Source organism: Rhodoferax saidenbachensis (genome assembly GCF_031457975.1).
Classification (GTDB): Bacteria; Pseudomonadota; Gammaproteobacteria; order Burkholderiales; family Burkholderiaceae_C; genus Allorhodoferax; species Allorhodoferax saidenbachensis_A.
In genome coordinates, this window is sequence record NZ_JAVDXO010000014.1 from 1 (window position 1) to 21725 (window position 21725).

Annotated in this window: 23 protein-coding genes; 15 read left to right on the forward strand and 8 right to left on the reverse strand. The window is 60.0% G+C overall.

Annotated features, from left to right (window positions below; all coding sequences use genetic code 11):
* The 7 genes from J2X15_RS20190 to J2X15_RS20220 all read left to right on the forward strand — a co-directional run.
* Nucleotides 1-216, forward strand: a 216-nt coding sequence (locus tag J2X15_RS20190) for an EAL domain-containing protein (RefSeq protein WP_310346528.1), incomplete at its 5' end; no start/stop codon positions are given.
* A gap of 245 nt (nt 217-461) precedes the next feature.
* A complete protein-coding gene (locus tag J2X15_RS20195; protein ID WP_310346533.1) occupies nt 462-1439 on the forward strand; it encodes a helix-turn-helix domain-containing protein in 978 nt (325 codons plus the stop codon).
* On the forward strand, nt 1432-2058 hold the full coding sequence (locus J2X15_RS20200) for a hypothetical protein (RefSeq protein ID WP_310346536.1): 627 nt from the start codon (nt 1432-1434) through the stop codon (nt 2056-2058). The genes J2X15_RS20195 and J2X15_RS20200 overlap by 8 nt, the downstream gene beginning before the upstream one ends.
* Nucleotides 2059-2129: 71 nt before the next feature.
* Nucleotides 2130-3677: a methyl-accepting chemotaxis protein gene (locus J2X15_RS20205; RefSeq protein ID WP_310346720.1), complete on the forward strand. Its 1548-nt coding sequence runs from the start codon at nt 2130-2132 to the stop codon at nt 3675-3677.
* A 38-nt stretch (nt 3678-3715) separates the two neighbouring features.
* Nucleotides 3716-5371 (forward strand): methyl-accepting chemotaxis protein, encoded by a 1656-nt coding sequence (locus J2X15_RS20210; protein ID WP_310346538.1) that lies wholly within the window; start codon nt 3716-3718, stop codon nt 5369-5371.
* Between the two features lie 70 nt (nt 5372-5441).
* Nucleotides 5442-5834: a VOC family protein gene (locus tag J2X15_RS20215; RefSeq protein ID WP_310346541.1), complete on the forward strand. Its 393-nt coding sequence runs from the start codon at nt 5442-5444 to the stop codon at nt 5832-5834.
* Between the two features lie 17 nt (nt 5835-5851).
* Nucleotides 5852-6244 (forward strand): RDD family protein, encoded by a 393-nt coding sequence (locus J2X15_RS20220; protein WP_310346544.1) that lies wholly within the window; start codon nt 5852-5854, stop codon nt 6242-6244.
* A 77-nt stretch (nt 6245-6321) separates the two neighbouring features.
* On the opposite strand, the gene J2X15_RS20225 is transcribed toward J2X15_RS20220, so the two are convergent.
* The 3 genes from J2X15_RS20225 to J2X15_RS20235 form a co-directional block, all read right to left on the reverse strand.
* Nucleotides 6322-7437, reverse strand: a complete 1116-nt coding sequence (locus tag J2X15_RS20225) for an acyl-CoA dehydrogenase family protein (protein ID WP_310346547.1) — start codon at nt 7435-7437, stop codon at nt 6322-6324.
* 18 nt (nt 7438-7455) lie between these two features.
* Nucleotides 7456-8637, reverse strand: coding sequence for an acyl-CoA dehydrogenase family protein (locus J2X15_RS20230; protein WP_310346550.1), 1182 nt, complete (start codon nt 8635-8637; stop codon nt 7456-7458).
* Nucleotides 8638-8702: 65 nt separating this feature from the next.
* The gene (locus tag J2X15_RS20235; RefSeq protein WP_310346553.1) at nt 8703-9377 is read right to left on the reverse strand and encodes a YceH family protein; all 675 of its coding nucleotides are present in this window, start codon (nt 9375-9377) and stop codon (nt 8703-8705) included.
* Nucleotides 9378-9390: 13 nt separating this feature from the next.
* On the opposite strand from J2X15_RS20235, the gene purN reads away from it, so the two are divergent.
* A complete protein-coding gene (gene purN, locus J2X15_RS20240) occupies nt 9391-9975 on the forward strand; it encodes a phosphoribosylglycinamide formyltransferase (protein WP_310346556.1) in 585 nt (194 codons plus the stop codon).
* Between the two features lie 46 nt (nt 9976-10021).
* Here the strand turns inward: purN and xopAW are convergent, their stop codons facing one another.
* Nucleotides 10022-10873, reverse strand: a complete 852-nt coding sequence (gene xopAW / locus J2X15_RS20245) for a XopAW family type III secretion system calcium-binding effector (protein WP_310346558.1) — start codon at nt 10871-10873, stop codon at nt 10022-10024.
* 224 nt (nt 10874-11097) lie between these two features.
* Between xopAW and J2X15_RS20250 the strand changes: the two genes are divergently transcribed.
* Nucleotides 11098-11838: a response regulator transcription factor gene (locus J2X15_RS20250; RefSeq protein ID WP_310346560.1), complete on the forward strand. Its 741-nt coding sequence runs from the start codon at nt 11098-11100 to the stop codon at nt 11836-11838.
* A complete protein-coding gene (locus tag J2X15_RS20255) occupies nt 11826-12968 on the forward strand; it encodes an ATP-binding protein (RefSeq protein ID WP_310346563.1) in 1143 nt (380 codons plus the stop codon). The genes J2X15_RS20250 and J2X15_RS20255 overlap by 13 nt, the downstream gene beginning before the upstream one ends.
* A gap of 39 nt (nt 12969-13007) precedes the next feature.
* Here the strand turns inward: J2X15_RS20255 and J2X15_RS20260 are convergent, their stop codons facing one another.
* On the reverse strand, nt 13008-13247 hold the full coding sequence (locus tag J2X15_RS20260; RefSeq protein WP_310346566.1) for a DUF1653 domain-containing protein: 240 nt from the start codon (nt 13245-13247) through the stop codon (nt 13008-13010).
* Nucleotides 13248-13263: 16 nt separating this feature from the next.
* On the opposite strand from J2X15_RS20260, the gene J2X15_RS20265 reads away from it, so the two are divergent.
* Together J2X15_RS20265 and J2X15_RS20270 are read left to right on the forward strand one after the other, a co-directional pair.
* Complete coding sequence (locus J2X15_RS20265) at nt 13264-14535, forward strand: RsmB/NOP family class I SAM-dependent RNA methyltransferase (RefSeq protein ID WP_310346569.1); 1272 nt, start codon at nt 13264-13266, stop codon at nt 14533-14535.
* 135 nt (nt 14536-14670) lie between these two features.
* Nucleotides 14671-15885 (forward strand): DesA family fatty acid desaturase, encoded by a 1215-nt coding sequence (locus tag J2X15_RS20270; RefSeq protein ID WP_310346573.1) that lies wholly within the window; start codon nt 14671-14673, stop codon nt 15883-15885.
* A 387-nt stretch (nt 15886-16272) separates the two neighbouring features.
* Here J2X15_RS20270 and rpmG read toward each other — a convergent pair whose 3' ends face one another.
* The 3 genes from rpmG to trxB form a co-directional block, all read right to left on the reverse strand.
* Nucleotides 16273-16443, reverse strand: coding sequence for a 50S ribosomal protein L33 (gene rpmG / locus J2X15_RS20275; protein ID WP_029707149.1), 171 nt, complete (start codon nt 16441-16443; stop codon nt 16273-16275).
* A gap of 11 nt (nt 16444-16454) precedes the next feature.
* The gene (gene rpmB, locus J2X15_RS20280) at nt 16455-16688 is read right to left on the reverse strand and encodes a 50S ribosomal protein L28 (protein WP_105260014.1); all 234 of its coding nucleotides are present in this window, start codon (nt 16686-16688) and stop codon (nt 16455-16457) included.
* Nucleotides 16689-16915: 227 nt separating this feature from the next.
* Nucleotides 16916-17866: a thioredoxin-disulfide reductase gene (gene trxB / locus J2X15_RS20285; protein ID WP_310346584.1), complete on the reverse strand. Its 951-nt coding sequence runs from the start codon at nt 17864-17866 to the stop codon at nt 16916-16918.
* A 163-nt stretch (nt 17867-18029) separates the two neighbouring features.
* Here trxB and J2X15_RS20290 point away from each other — a divergent pair, with 163 nt between their 5' ends.
* Genes J2X15_RS20290 through lolA form a run of 3 tightly spaced genes read left to right on the forward strand, consistent with a single transcriptional unit; the run spans nt 18030 to nt 21721 of the window.
* Nucleotides 18030-18704 carry a Crp/Fnr family transcriptional regulator gene (locus J2X15_RS20290; protein WP_310346587.1) on the forward strand — a complete coding sequence of 225 codons (675 nt, stop codon included), beginning with the start codon at nt 18030-18032 and terminating at the stop codon, nt 18702-18704.
* A 40-nt stretch (nt 18705-18744) separates the two neighbouring features.
* On the forward strand, nt 18745-21075 hold the full coding sequence (locus J2X15_RS20295; protein WP_310346590.1) for a DNA translocase FtsK: 2331 nt from the start codon (nt 18745-18747) through the stop codon (nt 21073-21075).
* Nucleotides 21076-21091: 16 nt separating this feature from the next.
* Nucleotides 21092-21721 (forward strand): outer membrane lipoprotein periplasmic chaperone LolA, encoded by a 630-nt coding sequence (gene lolA / locus J2X15_RS20300; protein ID WP_310346593.1) that lies wholly within the window; start codon nt 21092-21094, stop codon nt 21719-21721.
* Nucleotides 21722-21725: the final 4 nt, after the last annotated feature.

The window sequence follows — 21725 nt, forward strand, 5'->3', positions numbered from 1 at the left end:
GCCGACATCATCCGCACCATTGTTGCGTTGGGGCGCTCGCAGAAAGTGGAAGTGATTGCGGAGTATGTTGAAACTCTGGAGCAACGCATGATGCTTGCGGACCTGGGATGTGACATTTTTCAAGGGTACTTCCACAGTCCCGCGCTGTCAGAGGGGCACTGCATTGCGTATTTCGCCAAGAGTCAAACTGTTCAAGCAGAAGCGCATCGGGTTTAGTAGCAGCCTACTGAGAAACTCAGTTTTCCTGTCGCATTTTCAGTTGAGTATCGCTGCCACGTCGCCCAACCACCCACCAGCGTTGCACGCATTGACAAGTCGAATTTCGTGTACATCCTTGACGCTATATGGTCCGAAACATAAGCTCACTTAGTTCGATCGTGTTACTAAAAGTCGATCCGTTGGAAGCGGTGGCCACTCATTGAAATTTTGGTGGGATGGCGCTGCGTAGAAGTCAATCAATAATGAATACGCTATCTGTTCCTGCAGCTTTGAAAGACGACATCGACGAGTCGAATGTCGCCGTAGAGCTCGGTTTGGCCGACAGAGGGTGGTACATCTACAGACCCAATGGCGAACAGGCCATTTTTGCATTGAACCGATGTACGGTCGGGGGCATGCAGTTGACCGAGACTCGGCTGGGGCATTGCATTGGACGACTTGACCCACCCAACCGCGATGGAACTTATATATCCATGGGCCTCACGGTATCTGGAGTCGGTGCTGTGGAGGGGCCATATGGGCGCATCACCTTACAGGCGGGGGATATCTCACTGTGGCACAGCAGTATCCCAATGCACTTCCATATTCAGGAGCCGTTTCATCTTCTGAATCTCGTGTTTTGCGACAAGTATTTGAAGTCTGAAATACTGGATCTTCCGTCTGCCACCGGCATGCACTTTAGACCGCAGGATTCCTTTGGCGCCATCCTCAGCGGGTTTATGCAAGGGCTATTGAGTGAATGGCAGTCCTTCTCGGAGCCAGACTTGACATTGGCTTTGCTGGCTGCACGGAGCCTGATGGTGAAGGCGGTGCAAAAGAAAAAAGGGGAACAGCTCGTCAACCCCGATGCCAAGCGTATGACAGCTGCCATGCGGTTCATTGATCAGCATCTGTACGACCCCGAGTTGACGCCAACCAAGATTGCTATCGCGCTACACATGTCGCTGCGTAGTCTGTACCTCCTGTTTTCCCGGGTAAATCTGACCATACAAGGGTTCATACGAGATCGCCGTCTGGAAGACTGTCGACTCGCCATCGCCAGCAAGCGCACGGATTTAAATATGAAGCAGTTGGCGTTAAGCCGTGGCTTCAATGATTTGTCGGGCTTTAGCCGTGCCTTCAAGCGCAAATATGGGATATCTCCCATCGAATTTCAAAAATGGATATCCACTCCATTTGAAATGATCCAGACACCATCTGACAGGAATTTTTGTGGCTGAATTTATGCGCTCTGAGACTGTGGTCTCTTTCTCATTACTGATCGCTGTGTTGTTGTTCGTGGTCATTTTGTTTGCACTTTTTCATATACGCAAGAGATACCAGGGTTTGGAAATGCAAATAAAAAAATATGGTGTTTCAAATAGGCTTTTCATTGGGTTGGAAGCCGCTCTTTCTCAGCTACATGTTTTGGAAAAAATCCATTTGCTCAACGTTCACCAGAAACTGGCCCATGAAGTAGAAGAGTTGTTGGGCGCCCTCTGGATTGACATTGAAAAAATATTGGGGCAATTCGCGTCGGTGAACTATGTTGGGAAACAGAACTTTTCAGTGCTGTCTGTGCGCGGAGGGTTTGACCTCTACAAGCAAATGCAACACGACTTCATCCACCATTCCAAGTTGGGTGACAAAGCATTTGCGCAGCACATGCTGAATTCGCAAGGGAGAGACTTGCGTGAAGGCTTGGAGAGCGTTCTTAAGTCCGGGCGTGAAAACAATTTCAAGCATTTATTTGCAGAATACAAAATCAATGGTGCGTTGGATTTTGTATGGACGGTGTACCCCGTACTTTTGATTTTTTTGTCTTTTGCAACATTTGTTGGGATGTATGCATTTCACTGAGTCTGCCTTTTGCGTTGGTTCGCTCGTCGTGGTGAGTTTTTGTCCGTTCGTGAGAATTATTGGTTGTGAATATGTATAGCTTTCGCATTGGTACTCGTTTGGGCATTGGATTTGGACTGGTGTTTCTTCTGCTGCTGTCGTCCATTGGTGTTGGAGCTTGGCGCCTTCAGGAGTTGAGCACTGTGACACGCCGCTTGGCAACGGTTGACAAGGATAAATACGATCTGGCGGCGCAATGGCACGATGGCATTGACTTGAACTGGACCCGTACCAGAGCTGCCCTGCTGGACCCGGATACCAATCAGGTGATGGTGTGGCAGAAGGAGATGGAAGCCACATCGCAGCAAATTGATGCTGCCAAGAAAAAACTGGAGGCACTCACGGATGGGGTGGAGGCGCGAGAACTCATGGCCGCAATCGCCAAGGCGCGTGAGGCCTACCGGAGTCCGCGAAGTGAATTGATCAAGAGGCATCTCGCGGGAGAGGATGTAAGGACTGCTGTGGCGGAGCAGCTGGAGCCGCTGGCGAAAGCTTATGTTGCGGAAATTCAACGTTTAAAGATCTACCAAAATGACGTGTATGAGAACGCATTGCTTGAGGCAGAAGAGGATGCTCGCCAAGGTCAAATAGTCGTCGTGTGCATTGGGGTTGCAACTTTGCTATTGGGTGTCGGCATTGCTTGGCGGCTAACTCGGTCTATCGTGAATCCAATTTGTGAGGCGACGTCAGCGGCTGAATGTATTGCCAATGGTGTTTTGGATGGAGATATCCCTGCACCACATGGGCGAGACGAGTCGGCACAACTTTTGCGTGCACTTGAAAGAATGCAGACGGGACTTGCAAGTCTCGTGCAAAAAGTGCGTGAGGGTGCAGAAAGCGTATCGATTGCATCCAGTGAGATTTCACAGGGAAATTTTGATCTCTCGGGTCGAACGGAAAACCAGGCAAGTGCATTGCAACAGACTGCCTCTTCGATGAGCGACCTCAGTACCACGGTTCGTCTCAATGCGGAGAATGCCCAGTCCGCCAACGCACTGGCCTACGCCGCATCTCGGGTGGCCGGAGACGGTGGAGCGGCAATGGCTGATGTGGTCAAGACGATGAAGGAGATCAACCAAAGCTCTGGAGAAATATCCGAGATCGTTGGTGTGATTGAAGGCATAGCGTTTCAAACGAATATCTTGGCGCTGAATGCCGCCGTTGAGGCAGCTCGCGCAGGAGAGCACGGCCGCGGTTTCGCTGTTGTCGCGTCAGAAGTGCGCAGCTTGGCGGGAAGAAGTGCCCAAGCGGCGCGTGAAATCAAGTCACTGATAGGTACTAGTGTCAAAAACGTGGATCGTGGGTCTTCGCTGGTAGACCGTGCGGGTGCAACGATGCTGGAGGTGATTGAATCTATCCGCAAGGTGACGGAAATCGTTGGAGAGATTAGTCGCGCCAGTGAGGCGCAGCGCGTGGGCGTGTTGCACATTGAACAGGCTATCGTTCAAATGGACCAGTCCACTCAACAGAATGCCGCATTGGTGGAGGAGATGGCTGCCGCTGCCTCCAGTTTGAACGGCCAAGCACAGCAGCTGTTGGGGGCGGCGGGTGTGTTCGTTCTTCGATTGGCGCCCCATTAGGAATTTGTACATGCCAGTTGAAGCGGGATAGAGAAACTATGAAATTTATTAAGAACTTGAAAATTGGTTCGCGTCTCGGCATTTGCTTCGGCGCTGTGTTGATTCTGCTGGCTTGTGTAGCTGGCCTGGGGCTGAGCCGTATGGCCCAAATTGACGAGGCTACGAAACAAATCACGCATGTCAATATCCCAGAGATCAAGCTGGCTGTGAGCATGCGTATTAGTGTCAACCGAGTTGGCGCGGCCGCTCGTGACATTGTGCTGTTGACAGATGACGCAGAGTCGAAGGCAGTGGCCGAGGATTTGAAGAAGTTCCGCACGGACTACGATGCGAGCGAGGAAAGTTTGGGGAAGATGCTCGAAACCCAGTCTGACACGATGTCGAAAAAGAAAGAGCTCTTTTCCAGAATTAAGGAATTGAAGAACCAAGCACGCCCGTCTTTGAGCAAAGTGGTGGAGTTGGGGTTAGCGGACAAGAACGAGGAGGCAGTCGCGGTTCTCATGAAAGAGGCCTTGCCTGCACAAACTGCTTGGTTGTCCGCATTGGGGGAACTTGCGGATTTTGAGACCAAGACCAGTGATGATGCCGCTACCGCCGCAGAGCAGACCTATGAGGATGCAAAAACTCTCGTTCTTACTCTCAGTGCCTTGGCCATGTTATTGGGTGTCGGGGCGGCCATTTTGATCGCACGTTCTATAGTGATCCCCATCAAGGACGTTGTGCAGTTGACGCAGACGATCGCTGCAGGAGATTTGTCCTCCCGCATCGAGATCAATGGTCGCGATGAAACTGGTGAGCTAATGGTTGCCATGAAAGATATGCAGGAAAACCTGACTAAGGTCGTTTCGGCGGTACGCGAAGGCGCTGAAAGCGTTTCTACGGCTTCTGCAGAAATCGCGCAAGGTAACCACGATCTCAGTGCCCGCACCGAAAGCCAAGCGAGCGCTTTGGAGGAAACGGCTGCCTCTATGGAGGAGCTCAGCGCCACCGTGAAGCAAAACGCGGACAATGCCCGCGAGGCCAACCAGTTGGCCCAAAGTGCCAGTACCGTGGCGGTGAAAGGCGGCGACGTGGTGGCCCAGGTCGTTGAGACCATGAAAGGCATCAACGATTCCTCCCGGAAGATCTCCGACATCATCAGCGTGATCGATGGCATTGCCTTTCAAACCAATATTTTGGCGTTGAACGCGGCAGTGGAAGCCGCCCGTGCGGGTGAGCAAGGCCGGGGTTTTGCGGTAGTAGCTTCCGAGGTGCGCAGTCTGGCTGGACGTAGTGCTGAAGCAGCCAAGGAAATCAAGACCCTGATCCATGCGAGCGTCGAACGGGTTGAACAAGGCACAGCGCTCGTGGACAAGGCGGGCGCCACGATGACCGAGGTGGTGGGCTCGATTCGCCGGGTTACTGATCTTATGGGTGAAATCAGCGCTGCGAGTTCAGAGCAAAGCGCTGGGGTGGGCCAAGTGGGAGAGGCAGTGACGCAGATGGACCAGGCCACCCAACAGAACGCGGCACTGGTGGAGGAAATGGCGGCGGCGGCATCGAGTCTCAAGAGCCAAGCCCAGGACTTGGTGGGCACCGTAGCAGTGTTCAAGCTGTCCGACGAAGGGGGCGGATATGCTCCAAATCCACAATCCAGCGTGGTACACAGTCTTCAGGCAAAACAGGCCAGGTTGGCTGCACCAACGCTAGCGTAAACATAGTGGGGCCCGCCGTTACCATTCAGTTGCACATTCGCGCGATTCCTGCAACTGAAAGGTTCAGCTCATGTACTCACACTTGTTTGTCGGCGTCACCAACTTTGAGCGCGCTTTAGCCTTCTACGCACCTGTGCTTCAGGCGCTAGGCCTGCAGCTCCGCTTTTGTGAGCGTAGCCGTCCGTGGGCAGGCTGGCAAAAGGCGGGCGAGGCCCGCCCGCTGTTTTTGATTGGCAAGCCCTTTGAAGGTGAGCACCAACCTGGCAATGGGCAGATGACGGCCTTCCTGGCCGACAGCCGTGCGGTGGTGGATGCGGTGTACCAAGCCGCGCTGGCGCACGGTGGCACTAGTGAAGGCGCGCCGGGCTTGCGGCCCGAGTACCACGCGAACTACTATGGTGCTTACTTTCGGGATACAGAGGGGAACAAGCTGTGTGTGGCTTGCCATGTGGCGGAGGGATGAACGCTTCGAGAATCACTATGAACAAACCACTTGCCCGCATCGGCCAAAGATTCACAGCCCAGTTTGTTGACGGCCTAGCCGCCATTGGCTGCGGTGTGATCTCCTATTTCATTGCGCATGCGATCGGACTTGCCGATGGGTGGATATTCCTAGGCTGGGTTGTGTACATCCTGCTTTGTGATGGACTTCCGGGTGGCCAGAGCTTGGGAAAACGGTTCACGCACACCAGCGTAGTTCAGGCCAAGTCCGAGCTGCCATGCACGTATTGGCAATCTTGTGTGCGCAACATCACTATGGTGCTCGGGGTGTTGTTGATGCTGCCTTTATCGCTGGCAAGCAGAGGCGTCGCTTGGGCGATTTTTTGGCTGGTACCAAAGTTGTTCAACTGTCGTGATCGCGAGTATGTGTAAGCAATAAAAAAGCCCACCAGCGCATCGCCAGTGGGCTTTCTCCATGCAGCACCTGGGTAAGGTGCTAAACAACTGAGTTAAGCAAACGCCCCCGCCGTATCCTGCATACGCGCCGACACTTCACCCAGGTGGTGCAGGCTGTCGCCAAACGTCATTTCCATTTGCGTCAGACGCTTGAAGTAGTGGCTGACGATGTACTCGTCCGTCACGCCGATGCCGCCGTGCAGCTGCACCGCTTGCTGGCCGATGAAGCGCATGCTTTGGCCCAACTGGACCTTGGCGCGGGCCAGGGCGGCGCGGCGCTCGGGCGCTGGGGCGTTGAGCTTCAGGCTGGCGTAATAGCTCATGGAACGGGCCAGTTCCAGCTGCATCTTCATGTCGGCCGCGCGGTGGCGCAGGGCCTGGAAGCTGCCGATGGTCACGCCGAACTGCTTGCGCGTGTTCATGTACTCGGCAGTAATCGCCATGGTCTTGTCCATCACGCCCACGGCCTCGGCGCAGACGGTGGCAATGCCGATGTCTACAGCATGTTCCAGTGCGGTCAGGCCATCAGTGGTCAGCAGTGTGGCGGGGGCGTTTTTCAGCACCACCTCGGCGGCGCGGCCGCCGTCTTGCGTGCCGTAGCCGCGCGTGGTCACGCCGGCAGATTCGCGTTCCACCAAAAATAGTGCCAGCTGGCTGTTCACCTTGGCGGGCACGATGAAGGCGTCGGCGTGGTCACCAACGGGTACTACGCTTTTTGTAGCATTCAGCACATAGCCACCGGGGGCTTGCGTGGCTTTTGCCTCGCACACGTCGAGCCGGTAGCGCGCTGCGCGCTCCTGGTAGGCCAGTACCACCAGTTTTTCGCCGCTAGCCACGCCGGGCAGCCAGGTGGCCTTGGTGGCGGCGTCGCCATAGCCGGCAATTACTGCGCCAGCGATCAGCGACTGGGCCAGGGGCTCCATCACGATGCCGCGGCCCAGCTCTTCCATCACCACCATGCCCTCGATGGGGCCCATGCCGAGGCCGCCATCGTCTTCGGGCACATACAGGCCGGTCAGGCCCAGCTCGGCCAGCTCGTTGAAGGCGGCGCGATCGAAGCCGCCAGCTTTCTCGATGGCGCGGCGGCGCTCAAACGTGTAGCCCTTGTCCACCCACTTGCGCACAGCGTCACCCAGTTGCACCTGGTCGTCAGAAAAATCGAAGTCCATGTCTGTGTCCTCTTGTAGTTAGCCCAGCACGACCTGGGAGACGATGCCGCGTTGCACTTCGTTGCTGCCGCCGTAGATGGTGGTCTTGCGCAGGTTGAAGTAGGTGGAGGAAAGGGGCGCGTTGCCCACCTCGCCACCAGGGAAGTCGCCTTGCCAGCCAGCCTCCATGGCCTCGCGGATCAGGGGCAGGGCGAAGGGGCCGGCGGCCAGCATCATGAGTTCGGAGTAGCGCTGCTGTATCTCGCTGCCGCGGATCTTCAGCAGGCCCGCCACGTCCAACGACTGCTTGCCGGATTTCTCGGCGGCCAGCACGCGCATGACCATCATCTCCAGCGCGATCACATCCACTTCCAGCTTCGCGATCTCGTCGCGGAAGCGGGTGTCGTCCCACACGCCTTCGCGCTTGGCGATGCGCTTCAGGCGCTCCAGCTCGCGCTTGCTGCGGTTCACGTCGGCAATGTTGGTGCGTTCGTGGCTCAGCAGGTGCTTGGCGTAGGTCCAGCCCTTGTTCTCTTCGCCAATCAGGTTCTCGGCGGGCACCTCCACGTTGTCGAAGAACACCTCGTTCACCTCGTGGCCGCCATCCAGCATGATGATGGGGCGCACGGTGACGCCGGGGCTCTTCATGTCAATGAGCAAGAAGCTAATGCCGGTTTGCGGCTTGCCTTCGTTGCTGGTGCGCACCAGGCAAAAGATCCAGTCGCCGTACTGGCCTAGCGTGGTCCAGGTCTTCTGGCCGTTGACGATGTATTGGTTGCCCTGGCGCTCAGCCCGGGTTTTGACCGATGCCAGGTCGGAGCCGGAACCGGGCTCGCTGTAGCCCTGGCTCCACCACACCTCGCCGCTGGCAATGCCGGGCAGAAAGCGCTGGTGTTGTTCCGCATTGCCAAACGCCATGATCACCGGCGCCACCATGACAGGGCCAAAGGGCACGATGCGGGGCGCACCGGCCAGCGCACATTCTTCTTCAAACAGGTGCTTTTGCACGGCGTTCCAGCCCGGGCCGCCAAACTGCTTGGGCCAGCCAAAACCCAGCCAGCCTTTTTTGCCCAGGATCTTGGCCCAGCGCTGCATGTCGTCGCGGGTCAACTCCAGGGCGTTGTGCACCTTGTGGGCAATGTCGGTGGGCAGGTTCGCGCGGACCCAGGCGCGAACCTCTTCGCGAAACTGCTGCTCTTCGGGGGTGAATGCCAAATCCATGGGGAAAGTCTCCGGTTGATCGGCACTTGGCCGTTTACAGCGCGGTTTTTAGCACGGTCGTTCGCTTACCCTTGTCCGGGTTGTGACATACCCAGCTCGGCACACAGCTTTTGCACCGTGGTGCGCAGCTCGGTCAGCTCGGCCTCCAGCTGGGCCACACGGGCCTGCAGGTCGGCGCTGGCCGATGAACCGGTTCCTGCCATGCGGCTGGTCACGGCGGCGTTGGCGTCCACCGGGCCGCACAGCAGGTGGGCCCAGCGCTGCTCGCGGGCGCCGGGCGCGCGGTCCAGCTTGATGACCAGCGGGCCGCCTTTTTCCTCGCGGCGGTCCTGCATTTCTTCCAGAAAACCTTCCACCGACGAGGTATCCGCAAAGCGGTACCAGCGCTCGGCGTTCAGCCGCAGCTCGGCCGAGGTCTGCGGGCCGCGCAGCATCAACAGGCCCAGCAGCACCGCGCTTTGCTCGGGCACACCAATGCCGCGCTGGGCGTTGTGGGTGAACTTGGTGGTGCGCCCGCCTGTGGTCTCGTGCACCAGGCCGGCTTCGCGCAGCGTGTCCACCGCGCTGCTCACTTCAGATTCGGTCAGCTCCATCAGCGGCTCGCGGCTGGTTTTCTGGTTGCAGCCCAAGAGCAGGCTGTTCAGGGTGAGCGGGTAGCTGTCGGGCACGGTGCGCGCCTTCTCCATCAGGGTGGCAAGCACGCGGGCTTCAACAGGGGTCAGGAGCACAGGGGTGGTCATAATTCAGCCAGTTATGAAAAACATCGTCATTTTGATCTCTGGCGGCGGCTCCAACATGGCTGCCATCGTGCGCACCGCCCAGCGCGAGGATTGGGCCCAGCGCCATGGCGCCCAGGTGGCCGCCGTGATCAGCAACAAGGGCACGGCAGGCGGCCTGGTGTTTGCCAAAGAGCAGGGCATAGACACCGAGGTGCTGGACCACAAGGAATTTGCCAGCCGCGAGGACTTTGACGCCGCGCTGGCCGGGGTGATTGACCGCTACGACACGCCGCAGGCGCCGGTGCTGGTGGTGCTGGCGGGCTTCATGCGCATCCTGACGCCGGGGTTTGTGGAGCGTTATGCGGGGCGGCTGGTCAATATCCACCCCTCGCTGTTGCCGGCCTTCCCGGGCCTGCACACGCACCAGCGTGCGATCGATGCGGGCTGCAAGTTTGCTGGCGTCACCGTGCACCAAGTCACCGCCGAGTTGGACCATGGCCCCATCCTGGCGCAAGCCGTGGTGCCCGTGCTGCTGGACGATACGGCCGACACGCTGGCGGCGCGCGTGCTCACGCAGGAGCACCTGATCTACCCCAAGGCGATTGCCGGTTTGCTATAAAAAGAGGAGCTGCTCGCGCAGACTCCTCGGGGGCTAGAGGCCGGTTTTATGCCGAAGCGCTGAGCAGGTTGCCGCTGGTATTGCCAAAGCCCTGCGCCACCTGAGCGTAGATCTGCTTGGCCAGGCTGGCGATGTCGAAGCTGGCTGCGGTGCTGCTGGCTTCGTTGCTGCTGTCCAGCTTGGCGCTGGCGCTTTGCAGCTCGCCCACCATGCGTTCCAGCTCTGACACCGTGCCGTCCTGGTTGGTGTCCAGCGGGTCGTAGGTGGTGTCGCTCTTGGAAGCCGACTGCGCACCGCCCGGTCCGCCGGGTCCACCTGCAGGCGGTGGGCCTTTGGGGCCTTCGCTGCCCTGGGCGCTTTGCGCGCCCTCGGGAGGCTGGGGTCGGCCGGCTTCAAACTCGGTTTGCGTGAGTTTGCCGTCGCCGTCGGTGTCCAGCTTGCTGAAATCCTGCACCACGTCCTGGCCGGTGTCTGACTTCATCTTGTCGGCCAGCACCTGCAGCTCGTCCTTGCTGACCGAGCCGTCGCCGTCGGTGTCCACCTTGGCAAACAGGTCGTCCTGGCTGCCGTCGCTGCCACCCGTGCCACGGGACTGGGCGAAGTCCATGGTGGAGGGGGGCGGTGGCATCAGGGCCTTCATGCCCGCGTCCAGCTCGTCGCTGGAGAGGCTACCGTCGGCATTGCTGTCCATCTTGGTAAACAGTTCTTTGCTGTCGCCCAGGCTGGTGCCGGTCTTCTTGCTGATGTCGTCCAGCATGGTGCTGAGTTCGGCCTGGTCGACGCCGCCGCTGCTGTCGGCGTCCACCTTGGCGAACATCTTGGCCTGGTGCTGGCTGCGTTGGGTGTTCAGTGCGGCCCAAGCATTGCTTGAACCGCTCACCCCGCTGATGGTGCTCATGGTCACTTCCTTTCTCGATGGTGGTTGGGATGCCACCCGAGCCCGAAGAGGGACCGAGCGGCCAACCCATTCTTCGGGCCGCAGGTAACGCAGGTTTGTCCTCTGTGTACCAAAGTCGATACAAACGCCCTCTACAAGCGCACAACAGGCGCGGGCTTACCCGCCAATTCATCGTTTAAGAAAGAGGGCGTTTTTCTACACTGGTCCGGCCGCTAGGACTGCCCATGACCGCCCGAACCTCCATCCTCCTCGTCGATGACGACGCCGACATCACCGCGCTGCTGAGCGAATACCTCAGCCGTTTCAACCTGGACGTGCACACCGCGTGTGACGCCGACACCATGCGCCAGCAGCTGGCGCAGCACCGCGTGGACCTGGTGGTGCTGGATGTGATGCTGCCCGGCACCGACGGCCTCACGCTGTCACGCGAGATCCGCGAACGCTCGCACATCCCGGTCATCATGCTCACGGCCCGCTCCACCACGATTGATCGCGTCATGGGGCTGGAGAGTGGCGCCGACGACTACATGGGCAAGCCTTTCGAGCCGCGTGAGCTGGTCGCTCGCATCCACACCGTGCTGCGCCGCGCCCAAGGTGCGAAGGACTCCACACCCATCCTGGCACGCAGTGACGTGGTCTGCTTTGACGGCTGGGAGCTGCACCGCGACGAGCGCAACCTGGTCTCGCCCACCGGGCTGGTGGTGCCGCTGTCCAACGCCGAGTTCCGCCTGCTCAATACCTTTTTGCAAACCCCGCGGCGCCTCTTCAGCCGCGACCAGCTCATGGAGCAGGCCCGTGGCCGCGCCATGGACGCGTTCGAGCGCAGCATCGACCTGCTGGTCTCGCGCCTGCGGCAAAAGCTGGCCGATGACCCGAACGAGCCCTCCATGATCAAGACCGTGCGCGGCGCGGGCTATATGTTCAATGTGCAGTCCGTGCAGGGGCGGGTGGCGTGGCGGGCCTGAAACCTGTGCGGGCCTTGGGTCGGCAAGCGGCCGCCTGGGCCGAGCGTTGGCTGCCCGACAGCCTGTTTGGCCGCTTGGCGCTGCTGCTGGGCGTGGCTGTGGTCACTAGCCATGTGCTGGCGCTGACGCTGATGTTTGAGTTGCACCCCCGGCCTGGCATGGACCGGCCACCCGTGGCGATGGAGGCTGCCGAGCTACCGCCACCACCCCATTTCCGTGGCCCCGATGGTCCCCCAGGCCCACCCACGCTGGGCCTGCTGCTGGATATCGCCGTGCGCCTGGGCGCGCTGCTGCTCGCGGCCTGGGTCGGTGCGCGCTGGCTGTCCGACCCCGTGCGCCGCCTGGCGGGCGCCGCCCGCGAGCTGGGCCTCAATATCCACCGCGCCCCGCTGCCCGAGGCCGGCACGCTGGAGTGCCGAGAGGCCACACGCGTGTTTAACCAGATGCAGCAGCATATTCGCGCGCAACTGGAACAGCGCGACCAGTTTGTAGCCGCGGTTTCGCACGACCTGCGCACACCGCTCACGCGCTTGGCGCTGCGCGTTGAGTCTTTGCCGGATGCAGAGGACCGCCGGCGCTTTGGCAAAGACATTGCCGAGATGGACACCATGATCCGCGCCACGCTGGACTACCTGCGCGGCGCGGCGGATGCCGAGCCCTGGGTGGCGCTGGACCTGGCCTCGTTGGTGGGTAGCCTGGTTGAAGACCAGCAGGACTGCGGCCACGATGTGGCGGTGGACATGGCACACGCCACAACGCTGGCACCTGTGCGGGCCCAAGCCTCGGCGCTGCGCCGCTGCATCACCAACCTGCTGGACAACGCGGTGCGCTATGGCGGTGGTGCGCTGGTGCGGCTGACCGGCGACGCCGAGGGCGTGCGCGTAAGCGTGTTGGACCGTGGCCCCGGCATTCCCGAGACGGAACTTGCCAAGGTGCTGCAGCCGTTTTACCGTGTGGAGGCCTCACGCAACCGCAACAGCGGTGGGGTAGGGCTGGGCTTGGCCACGGCCAGCGATATTGCCCGTCAGCACGGCGGCGGCGTGCAGCTCAGCAACCGGGCAGGCGGCGGTTTGCGGGCGGACCTGCTGCTTCCACGCAAAGCAGTGGAACCCAAATTGCTCCTGAATTAGGAGCTGCTTGCGCAGATTCCACGGGGGCTAGCGGCCTATTTAGTCTCCAATGCGGCTGAAGCGTGGCTGGGCCACACCGTCAATCACCACCGTCTCCAGAAACATCGCAGCGGGCCGCACCCACAGGCCGTGTTCGCCATACAGCGCGCGATACAGGGTCATGGGCTCCAGGGTTTCGCTGTGGCGCACGGTGTCCAGCACCTGGTATTCCATGCCCTTGTAGTGGCGGTAACGGCCAGTCGGGGTGGTAACTAAAGGGGGAAGGTTTTCAGAGCTCATGGGACAATCCTAGGCTATGCATCCAAAAGCCCTGCTTGACGCTTGTTCCGAATTGGTCCGGCTCGTCCTTAAATTTGACCATCCCGCAGACGCCATCGTCTCCCGTTTCTTCCGTGACAACCGCGGCCTGGGCCCGCGCGAGCGCGCCACGCTGGCCGAAACGGCCTACACCGTGCTGCGCAAAAAACTGCTGTTCGACCACCTAGCTCCCTCGGGCAGCGGCCCTAAAGAGCGCCGCCTGGCGATTCTGGGCTTCTACGGCCCCGGTGATTTTCTGCGCAGCGCACTCACCGACCAGGAGCAACGCTGGCTGGACCAGTGCGAGGCCGTCAAACCTAACGATCTGATGGAGCGCCACCGCCACAACCTGCCCGAGTGGCTGGTGCAGCCGCTCAAGGACCAGTTGGGCGACGGCTTCTGGCCGTTGGTGGACAGCCTGAACCTGGGCGCAGGCCTGGATTTGCGGGTCAACACCTTCAAAGCCAAGCGCAACGATGTGCAAAAAGAGTTGCAACAGGCCGGCATCAAGGCCGTGCCTACACCTTTTTCCCCCTGGGGTCTGCGCATTGCGGGCAAACCGGCGCTGAACAAGAACGACGCCTTTGTGCGCGGTGACTTTGAGGTGCAGGACGAGGGCTCGCAGCTGCTGGCCATGCTGGTAGATGCCAAGCGCGGCGAGATGGTGGTGGATTTTTGTGCCGGCGCCGGTGGCAAGACCCTGGCCCTGGGCGCCGCCATGCGCAGCACCGGCCGCCTCTACGCCTTTGACACCTCGGCCCACCGCCTGGATTCGTTCAAGCCCCGCATGGCACGCAGTGGCCTGTCCAATGTGCACCCCGCCGCCATCGCCCATGAGCGCGACGACCGCGTGAAACGCCTGTCCGGCAAGATGGACCGGGTGTTGGTCGATGCGCCATGCACCGGTTTGGGCACCTTGCGCCGCAACCCCGACTTGAAATGGCGCCAAAACGCACAAGCTGTGGAGGAGATGGCGGTCAAGCAGGCTGCCATCCTGCAAAGCGCCTCGCGCATGGTGAAGTCCGGCGGACGCCTGGTCTACGCGACCTGCAGCGTGCTGCCGCAAGAGAATGAGGCCATTGCCGAGGCCTTTGGCGCTGCCAACCCCGACTTTGTGGCACTGTCTGCGGGCGAGGTGCTCACCGAATTGAAGGTGGAGCAAGCCGCCAGCCTGTGCTGCGGAGGCGAAAATGGGCTGTTGTATCTGCGCCTATGGCCCCATGTGCATGCGACGGACGGATTTTTTGCCGCAGTTTGGCAAAAGAAGTGACCAGGTTGTAGAAAGTTGATGTTTTTTGGCGTACATTTAATTTTGTAGCCTAAAAACCCAGCGGGGGTTTAAAATTCGGGGTACCGATAGCCTGCGCGTTGGCATGGCTCTTCCAATAGAAAGCATAAATTTACTATGTTGTTACCTGACTGGGCAGTGTTGAACGCGGCAATCGAGTGGCTGGCCCACGGCATGTGGAGCATCGCGTGGTGGCAAATCGTGTTGTTCACCTTGGCGATGACCCACGTCACCATGATTAGCGTCACGGTGTTCCTGCACCGCCACCAAGCGCACCGCGCTTTGGATCTGCACCCCATCGCATCGCATTTCTTCCGCTTCTGGCTGTGGCTGACCACCGGCCAGGTGACCAAAGAGTGGGCCTCCATCCACCGCAAGCACCACGCAAAGTGCGAGCAGGCCGAAGATCCCCACAGCCCCCACGTCTACGGCATCAAAAAAGTGCTGTTCGAAGGTGCCGAGCTGTACCGCGCCGAGTCCAAGAACAAGGAAACCATGGCCCGCTTTGGCCACGGTACCCCTGACGACTGGATCGAACGCAATCTGTACACCCGCTACTCCTGGCAAGGCGTAGGTCTGATGATGATCATCGACCTGTTCCTGTTCGGTGCTGCTGGTATGGCTGTCTGGGCCCTGCAAATGGCGTGGACCCCCATCACCGCTGCCGGCATCATCAATGGCGCCGCCCACTATTGGGGCTACCGCAACTTTGAAGCTGCGGACCAGAGCCGCAATATCTCTCCATGGGGCATCATCATTGCCGGTGAAGAGTTGCACAACAACCATCACACCTACCCCACGTCCGCCAAGTTGTCGGTCAAACCCTACGAGTTCGACATTGGCTGGATGTACATCTCCATGATGCAAGCCGTGGGATTGGCCACTGTCAAGAAGACGCCGCCCAAAGCTGCCTACGGCGACATTCGCCCTGTGGCCGACGAAAAGACGCTGGAAGCGCTGATCGCCAACCGCTACGAGATCATGGCGACCTACGCCAAGGGTGTGCGCCAAGCTGCCCGTGACGAATTCGAGTCCGTGAAAGCCCGTAGTGCCGACGCCGCCGTGATCAAGGCTGCCAAGCGCTGGATGCACCGTGACGAAGAGAAGGTGCCTGCTGCTGCTGCCCCCCAGTTGGCCCAAGCCCGCGCCGCTTCTCCCGTGTTGGACAAGATGGTGACCATGCGCGAAGAGCTGCGCCAGATGTGGCTCAACACCCATGTGTCGCGCGAACAGCTGGCCAAGGACCTGCAAGCCTGGTGCCATCGCGCGGAAGAGAGCGGTATTGCTGCTCTGCGTGAGTTCTCCATGAAGTTGCGCGCGGCGCACGTTTAAGAACGTCCCCTCGCTTCTTCCGAAAGCCCGCCTTGCGCGCGGGCTTTTTCTTTGCGCGCTCCAGAGCAGTCGGGGTATGCGTTTTGCTCCGTGTCCCCCGGCCTGCGGCCTCCTCCTTTACCTACGCAAAACGCATACCCCGACTGCTCTTGCGGAAGGTTGAAATACCAACAGCGCGCTAAGCTCAGTTCGTACATCCAGCTTCCAGCGGCAGGTAGGGCTTGGGTGTCCTGCGTAGGTAAAGGAGGAGGCCGAAGGCCGGGGGACACGAAGCAGGGCGCCCAAGCCCTACCTGCTGCGCGCAAGTGCAATGTCCCTCAGTACACAAATGCGAGACGTAAAAAAGCCCGCACAGGGCGGGCTTTCTTTGGACCGGAAGAACCTGAATTACTTCAGCTTCATTTCCTTGTAGTCCACATGCTTGCGAGCAACGGGATCAAATTTCTTGATCAGCATCTTCTCGGGCATGGTTTTCTTGTTCTTGTCGGTCGTGTAGAAGTGACCGGTGCCAGCTGTAGATTCCAGCTTGATTTTTTCGCGTCCGCCTTTGGTTGCCATGGTTTTGCTCCTTATGCTTGGCCACGTGCGCGCAGATCTGCGAGCACAACATCAATACCTTTTTTGTCGATCAAACGCAGACCTGCGTTCGAAATCCGCAGGCGAACCCAACGGTTTTCAGTCTCGACCCAGAAACGGCGGTATTGCAGGTTCGGCAGGAACCGGCGCTTGGTTTTGTTGTTGGCGTGGGAAACATTGTTCCCGACCATTGGGCCTTTGCCCGTTACTTCACATACGCGTGCCATGTGGACACTCCGATATAAACGGTTTTCACTGACGATCAAAACGGCTTGAAAAACAAACCCGTCCGATCTCGCTCAAACCTCACCTCGCCATGAAAAAGGGTGGCGGTAACCCCCCGCCTTTTGCTTGGGCGGAACTCACTGCGCTCCCAAAACGGGCAGGCCCCTCACGGGGCGAACGCAGCAAAGCCTTGGATTATAGCCGTTTTGGCATTGGGGCCGCAAGCGGCTCAGTCTTGTTCCAGGAAACGCTGGGCGTCCAGCGCAGCCATGCAACCTGTGCCGGCGCTGGTGATGGCCTGGCGGTAGACGTGGTCTTGCACGTCGCCGGCGGCAAACACGCCGGGGATGCTGGTCTGCGTAGCAAAGCCTTTCAGGCCGCCTTGAGTCACGATGTAACCGTTTTCCAGCTCCAGCTGGCCCTGGAAGATATCGGTGTTGGGCGAGTGGCCAATCGCGATGAAGCAACCTTTGAGTGTGATGTCCTCGGTGCTGCCATCGTGCACGCTTTTGAGGCGGATGCCAGTCACGCCGGAGGCGTCGCCCAGCACTTCGTCCAGGGTTTGGAAGGTTTTGAGCTCGATTTTGCCGGCGGCGACCTTTTCCATCAGCTTGTCCACCAGGATGGGCTCGGCCTTGAATTTGTCGCGGCGGTGCACCAGGTAGACCTTGCTGGCGATGTTGGAGAGGTACAGCGCCTCTTCGACGGCGGTGTTGCCGCCACCCACCACGCAGCAGATTTCGTTGCGGTAGAAGAAACCGTCGCAGGTGGCGCAGCCGGACACGCCGCGGCCCATGAAGGCCGTTTCCGAGGGCAGACCCAGGTACTTGGCGGAGGCGCCAGTCGAGATGATCAGCGAATCGCAGGTGTAAGTGCCGCTGTCGCCGGTCAGGGTGAAGGGGCGCTTGGACAGGTCCACGGCGCCAATGTGGTCAAACACCACCTCGGTTTTGAAGCGCTCGGCGTGCTCCAGAAAGCGCTGCATCAGCTCGGGGCCTTGCACACCGCCCACGTCGGCGGGCCAGTTGTCCACCTCGGTGGTGGTCATCAGCTGGCCGCCCTGGGCCATGCCGGTGATCAACACCGGGTTCAGGTTGGCGCGGGCTGCGTAAACTGCAGCGGTATAACCTGCAGGGCCAGATCCCAGAATCAGGACCTTGGCGTGCTTGGTGTTGGACATGATGTAACCTTTATTGTCGAGGATCGAATTCACGGGTCGTGCCGTGTACAGTTCGGGGCGTCGTTCTCCAGATCAAGCGGGAGCGCATCAAACGCGGCAGGCTGCTAACCCTTTAGCCTGTCGATTGTAAGAAACAGGATTTAAAAGTTCAGGAAACCGTTGAATGGCAATGCTGAGCAACCAGGAATTGATACGCAGGGTCCCCCTGTTCGCCATGTTGACGCCCGTACAGGTGGATTCGCTGGCGGCCAATGTGGGCAAGCAACGCATCAAAAAGGGCGTCAACATTGTGGACCAGGGCGCCAACTCCAACGCGCTGCACCTGATTCTGGCCGGCCGTGCCCATGTGGTGATGACGGACAACAAGGGCCGTGAAGTGATTCTGGCCACCCTGAAGGCTGGTGACTACATCGGCGAGATGAGTCTGATCGACAACGAACCACACTCGGCCACCGTGGTAGCCGACACCCAGATGGACCTGCTGATACTGGGTCGTGATGATTTCACCCGCTGTGTGACAGAAAACACCGCCATTGCCGCCGCCGTGATGCGCGGCTTGGTGCAGCGCCTGCGCAATGCGGACCAGAAGATCGTGTCTCTGGCGCTGATGGGCGTGTATGGGCGCGTGGCCAACGTGCTGCTGGACGCAGCCGAGCCCAATGAACACGGGGAACTGCTGATTCGCGACAAGATCTCACGCCTGGACCTGGCCAAAATGGTGGGTGCGTCCCGCGAGATGGTCAGCCGCGTGATGAAGGACTTTGAAGAACAGGGCTTCGTCAAAACACACAAAGACGGTGGCATGCGGGTGTGGGAACGCCGCTCCAAACCCCGTTGACCCCACTGCTTCACCTGCCGGTGCACTACTGGCTTGCACCATGACATATTCACTTCACACCCTGCAATCTTCCAGCCGCGATACGCCCGAGCCGCCCACCGGCGCGGTGCGCTTTGCCAGCGAAATCGCCCTGGTGGCGGGTTTTGTGGCCTTGGCCCTGTGGTTGATCGCACTGCTGAGCTACTCGCCGCAAGACGCGGCCTGGTCCACCTCGGGCACGGGTCAGCCGATTGCTAACCACGGTGGCCGCCTGGGCGCCTGGCTGGCGGACATGAGCTACTTTTTGTTCGGTTACTCCGTCTGGTGGTGCGTGGCCGCAGGCTGGCGCATTTGGCTGTCGTTGCTGGCCGTGCGGCTGCGCAGCGAGTCGCCTGATGGTGCAAGCCGCGCTGCCCATGGACCCACGCGCGGTGGGCGCTGGATTTTCTGGGGCGGTTTGTTCCTGCTGGTGTACGCCAGCACGTCGTTGGAGTGGGCGCGTTTGTATCGCTGGGAAACTCACTTGCCCGGTACCAGTGGCGGCGCACTTGGCCGCTTGGTGGGGCCTTTCAGCGTGCAGTGGTTGGGTTTTGCCGGTGCGGGCCTGGTGGCCATCGTGCTCGGTCTGGTGGGTGCGGCCTGGGTGTTCGGGTTCTCATGGACCCGCACCGCCGAGCGCATTGGGTCGCTGCTGGACGGGCTGGTGGAATCCCGCCGCGAAAAGATCGAGGCCGCGCAAGACCGCGAGTTGGGCCAGTTGGCGGTGCGCGAGCGCGAAGAGGTGTTTCTGGAAGAGCGTGAAGAGGAAGAAATTCACCACCCCACGCCCGTGCTGATCGAGCCTGTGATTGTGGAGTTGCCGCGCAGCGAGCGCGTGGCCAAGGAGCGGCAGAAGCCGCTGTTCACCGAAATGCCCGACAGCAAACTACCGCAGGTCGATCTGCTGGATGGTGCGCAACTGCGCCAGGAGACGGTGGCGCCCGAGACACTGGAAATGACCAGCCGCATGATCGAGAAGAAGTTGAAGGACTTCGGCGTCGAAGTGCGCGTGGTGCTGGCCCAGCCCGGCCCGGTGATCACGCGCTACGAGATTGAGCCCGCCACGGGCGTGAAGGGCTCGCAGATTGTGGGCCTGGCCAAGGACTTGGCGCGCTCGCTGAGCCTGGTGTCGATCCGGGTGGTGGAGACGATTCCCGGCAAGAACTACATGGCGCTGGAGCTGCCCAACGCCAAGCGCCAGAGCATCAAGCTCTCCGAAATTTTGGGCTCGCAGGTCTACAACGAAGCCAAATCCATGTTGACCATGGGCCTGGGCAAAGACATTGTGGGCAACCCGGTGGTGGCCGATCTGGCCAAGATGCCGCACGTGTTGGTGGCGGGTACTACAGGCTCCGGTAAATCCGTCGGTATCAACGCGATGATCTTGTCGCTGCTCTACAAGGCCGAAGCACGCGACGTGCGTCTGCTCATGATCGACCCCAAGATGCTGGAAATGTCGGTGTACGAAGGCATTCCGCACCTGCTGGCTCCCGTGGTGACCGACATGCGCCAGGCCGCGCACGGCCTGAACTGGTGCGTGGCGGAGATGGAGAAGCGCTACAAGCTGATGAGCAAGATGGGCGTGCGCAACCTGGCCGGCTACAACGTCAAGATTGACGATGCCAAGGCCAAGGGAGAATTCATCTACAACCCCTTCAGCCTGACGCCCGAGAGCCCCGAGCCGTTGAACCGCTTGCCCCACATCGTGGTGGTGATTGACGAGCTGGCCGACCTGATGATGGTGGTGGGCAAGAAGATCGAAGAGCTGATTGCACGCCTGGCGCAAAAGGCGCGTGCGGCGGGTATCCACTTGATTCTGGCCACGCAGCGCCCCAGCGTGGACGTGATCACCGGCCTGATTAAGGCCAATATTCCGACACGTATTGCCTTCCAGGTCAGCAGCAAGATCGACAGCCGCACCATCCTGGACCAGATGGGCGCCGAAGCCCTGCTGGGCATGGGCGACATGCTCTACATGCCCAGTGGCACCGGCTTGCCGATCCGCGTGCACGGCGCGTTTGTGAGTGACGAGGAAGTGCACCGCGTGGTGAGCTACCTCAAGAGCCAGGGTGAGCCCGACTACATCGACGGTGTGCTCGAAGGCGGCACGGTGGATGGTGAAGACGGCGAGGGCGGTGGCGACGCGAGTGGCGAGAAGGACCCCATGTACGACCAGGCGGTGGAAGTGGTGCTGAAGAACCGCAAAGCCAGCATCTCGCTGGTGCAGCGCCACCTGAAGATTGGCTACAACCGCGCCGCGCGGCTGGTGGAAGACATGGAGAAAGCCGGGTTGGTGAGTTCCATGAGTGGCAGCGGCCAGCGTGAAATTCTGGTGCCGGCCCGTTCCGAATAACCTTGTGGGGTCGATCATGAAACGCATTGCTCTTATTTTGATAGCTGCTAGCGCAATGTCTGCGCGGGCTGGAGGCCTGGAAAGCTTGGAAACCTTCGTGAAGACGGTGAAGAGCGGCAAGGCGGACTTCACCCAGGTGGTGACGGCCCCCGCCAAAGAAGGGCAGGCCGCGCGCAGCAAGGCGTCCAGCGGCAGCTTCGAGTTCGCGCGGCCCAGCCGCTTCAAGTTCGTGTACAAAAAACCGTTTGAGCAAACCATCGTGGCCGATGGCCAGACGCTGTGGCTCTACGACGTGGATCTGAACCAAGTGACCGCGCGCAAGCAGTCTGCCGCCCTGGGTTCCACGCCCGCCGCGCTGATTGCAGCTGCACCCGACCTGAAGGCTCTGCAGGCCGATTTCGCCCTGGCCGATGCGCCCGACAAAGACGGCCTGCAGTGGGTGCAAGGCACGCCCAAAGCCAAAGACAGCCAGCTGCAGCAGGTGCGCGTGGGCTTCAAGCAGGACCAGCTCGCAGTGCTGGAGATTCTGGACAGTTTTGGCCAGCGCTCGGTGCTCAGCTTTGTGGGCTTCCAGCCCAACGCCGCGCTGGATGCCGGCGCCTTCCAGTTCAAGCCCCCCGCGGGTGCGGACGTGGTGCGGCAATAAGCCA

What these genes read in the sequence shown, in the direction of transcription:
- J2X15_RS20195 (WP_310346533.1), top strand. Translation starts at nt 462, where the DNA reads ATGAATACGCTATCTGTTCCTGCAGCTTTGAAAGACGACATCGACGAG.
- J2X15_RS20205 (WP_310346720.1), top strand. Translation starts at nt 2,130, where the DNA reads ATGTATAGCTTTCGCATTGGTACTCGTTTGGGCATTGGATTTGGACTG.
- J2X15_RS20210 (WP_310346538.1), top strand. Translation starts at nt 3,716, where the DNA reads ATGAAATTTATTAAGAACTTGAAAATTGGTTCGCGTCTCGGCATTTGC.
- J2X15_RS20215 (WP_310346541.1), top strand. Translation starts at nt 5,442, where the DNA reads ATGTACTCACACTTGTTTGTCGGCGTCACCAACTTTGAGCGCGCTTTA.
- J2X15_RS20220 (WP_310346544.1), top strand. Translation starts at nt 5,852, where the DNA reads ATGAACAAACCACTTGCCCGCATCGGCCAAAGATTCACAGCCCAGTTT.
- J2X15_RS20225 (WP_310346547.1), bottom strand. Translation starts at nt 7,437, where the DNA reads ATGGACTTCGATTTTTCTGACGACCAGGTGCAACTGGGTGACGCTGTG.
- J2X15_RS20230 (WP_310346550.1), bottom strand. Translation starts at nt 8,637, where the DNA reads ATGGATTTGGCATTCACCCCCGAAGAGCAGCAGTTTCGCGAAGAGGTT.
- J2X15_RS20235 (WP_310346553.1), bottom strand. Translation starts at nt 9,377, where the DNA reads ATGACCACCCCTGTGCTCCTGACCCCTGTTGAAGCCCGCGTGCTTGCC.
- purN (WP_310346556.1), top strand. Translation starts at nt 9,391, where the DNA reads ATGAAAAACATCGTCATTTTGATCTCTGGCGGCGGCTCCAACATGGCT.
- xopAW (WP_310346558.1), bottom strand. Translation starts at nt 10,873, where the DNA reads ATGAGCACCATCAGCGGGGTGAGCGGTTCAAGCAATGCTTGGGCCGCA.
- J2X15_RS20250 (WP_310346560.1), top strand. Translation starts at nt 11,098, where the DNA reads ATGACCGCCCGAACCTCCATCCTCCTCGTCGATGACGACGCCGACATC.
- J2X15_RS20260 (WP_310346566.1), bottom strand. Translation starts at nt 13,247, where the DNA reads ATGAGCTCTGAAAACCTTCCCCCTTTAGTTACCACCCCGACTGGCCGT.
- J2X15_RS20265 (WP_310346569.1), top strand. Translation starts at nt 13,264, where the DNA reads ATGCATCCAAAAGCCCTGCTTGACGCTTGTTCCGAATTGGTCCGGCTC.
- J2X15_RS20270 (WP_310346573.1), top strand. Translation starts at nt 14,671, where the DNA reads ATGTTGTTACCTGACTGGGCAGTGTTGAACGCGGCAATCGAGTGGCTG.
- rpmG (WP_029707149.1), bottom strand. Translation starts at nt 16,443, where the DNA reads ATGGCAACCAAAGGCGGACGCGAAAAAATCAAGCTGGAATCTACAGCT.
- rpmB (WP_105260014.1), bottom strand. Translation starts at nt 16,688, where the DNA reads ATGGCACGCGTATGTGAAGTAACGGGCAAAGGCCCAATGGTCGGGAAC.
- trxB (WP_310346584.1), bottom strand. Translation starts at nt 17,866, where the DNA reads ATGTCCAACACCAAGCACGCCAAGGTCCTGATTCTGGGATCTGGCCCT.
- J2X15_RS20290 (WP_310346587.1), top strand. Translation starts at nt 18,030, where the DNA reads ATGGCAATGCTGAGCAACCAGGAATTGATACGCAGGGTCCCCCTGTTC.
- J2X15_RS20295 (WP_310346590.1), top strand. Translation starts at nt 18,745, where the DNA reads ATGACATATTCACTTCACACCCTGCAATCTTCCAGCCGCGATACGCCC.
- lolA (WP_310346593.1), top strand. Translation starts at nt 21,092, where the DNA reads ATGAAACGCATTGCTCTTATTTTGATAGCTGCTAGCGCAATGTCTGCG.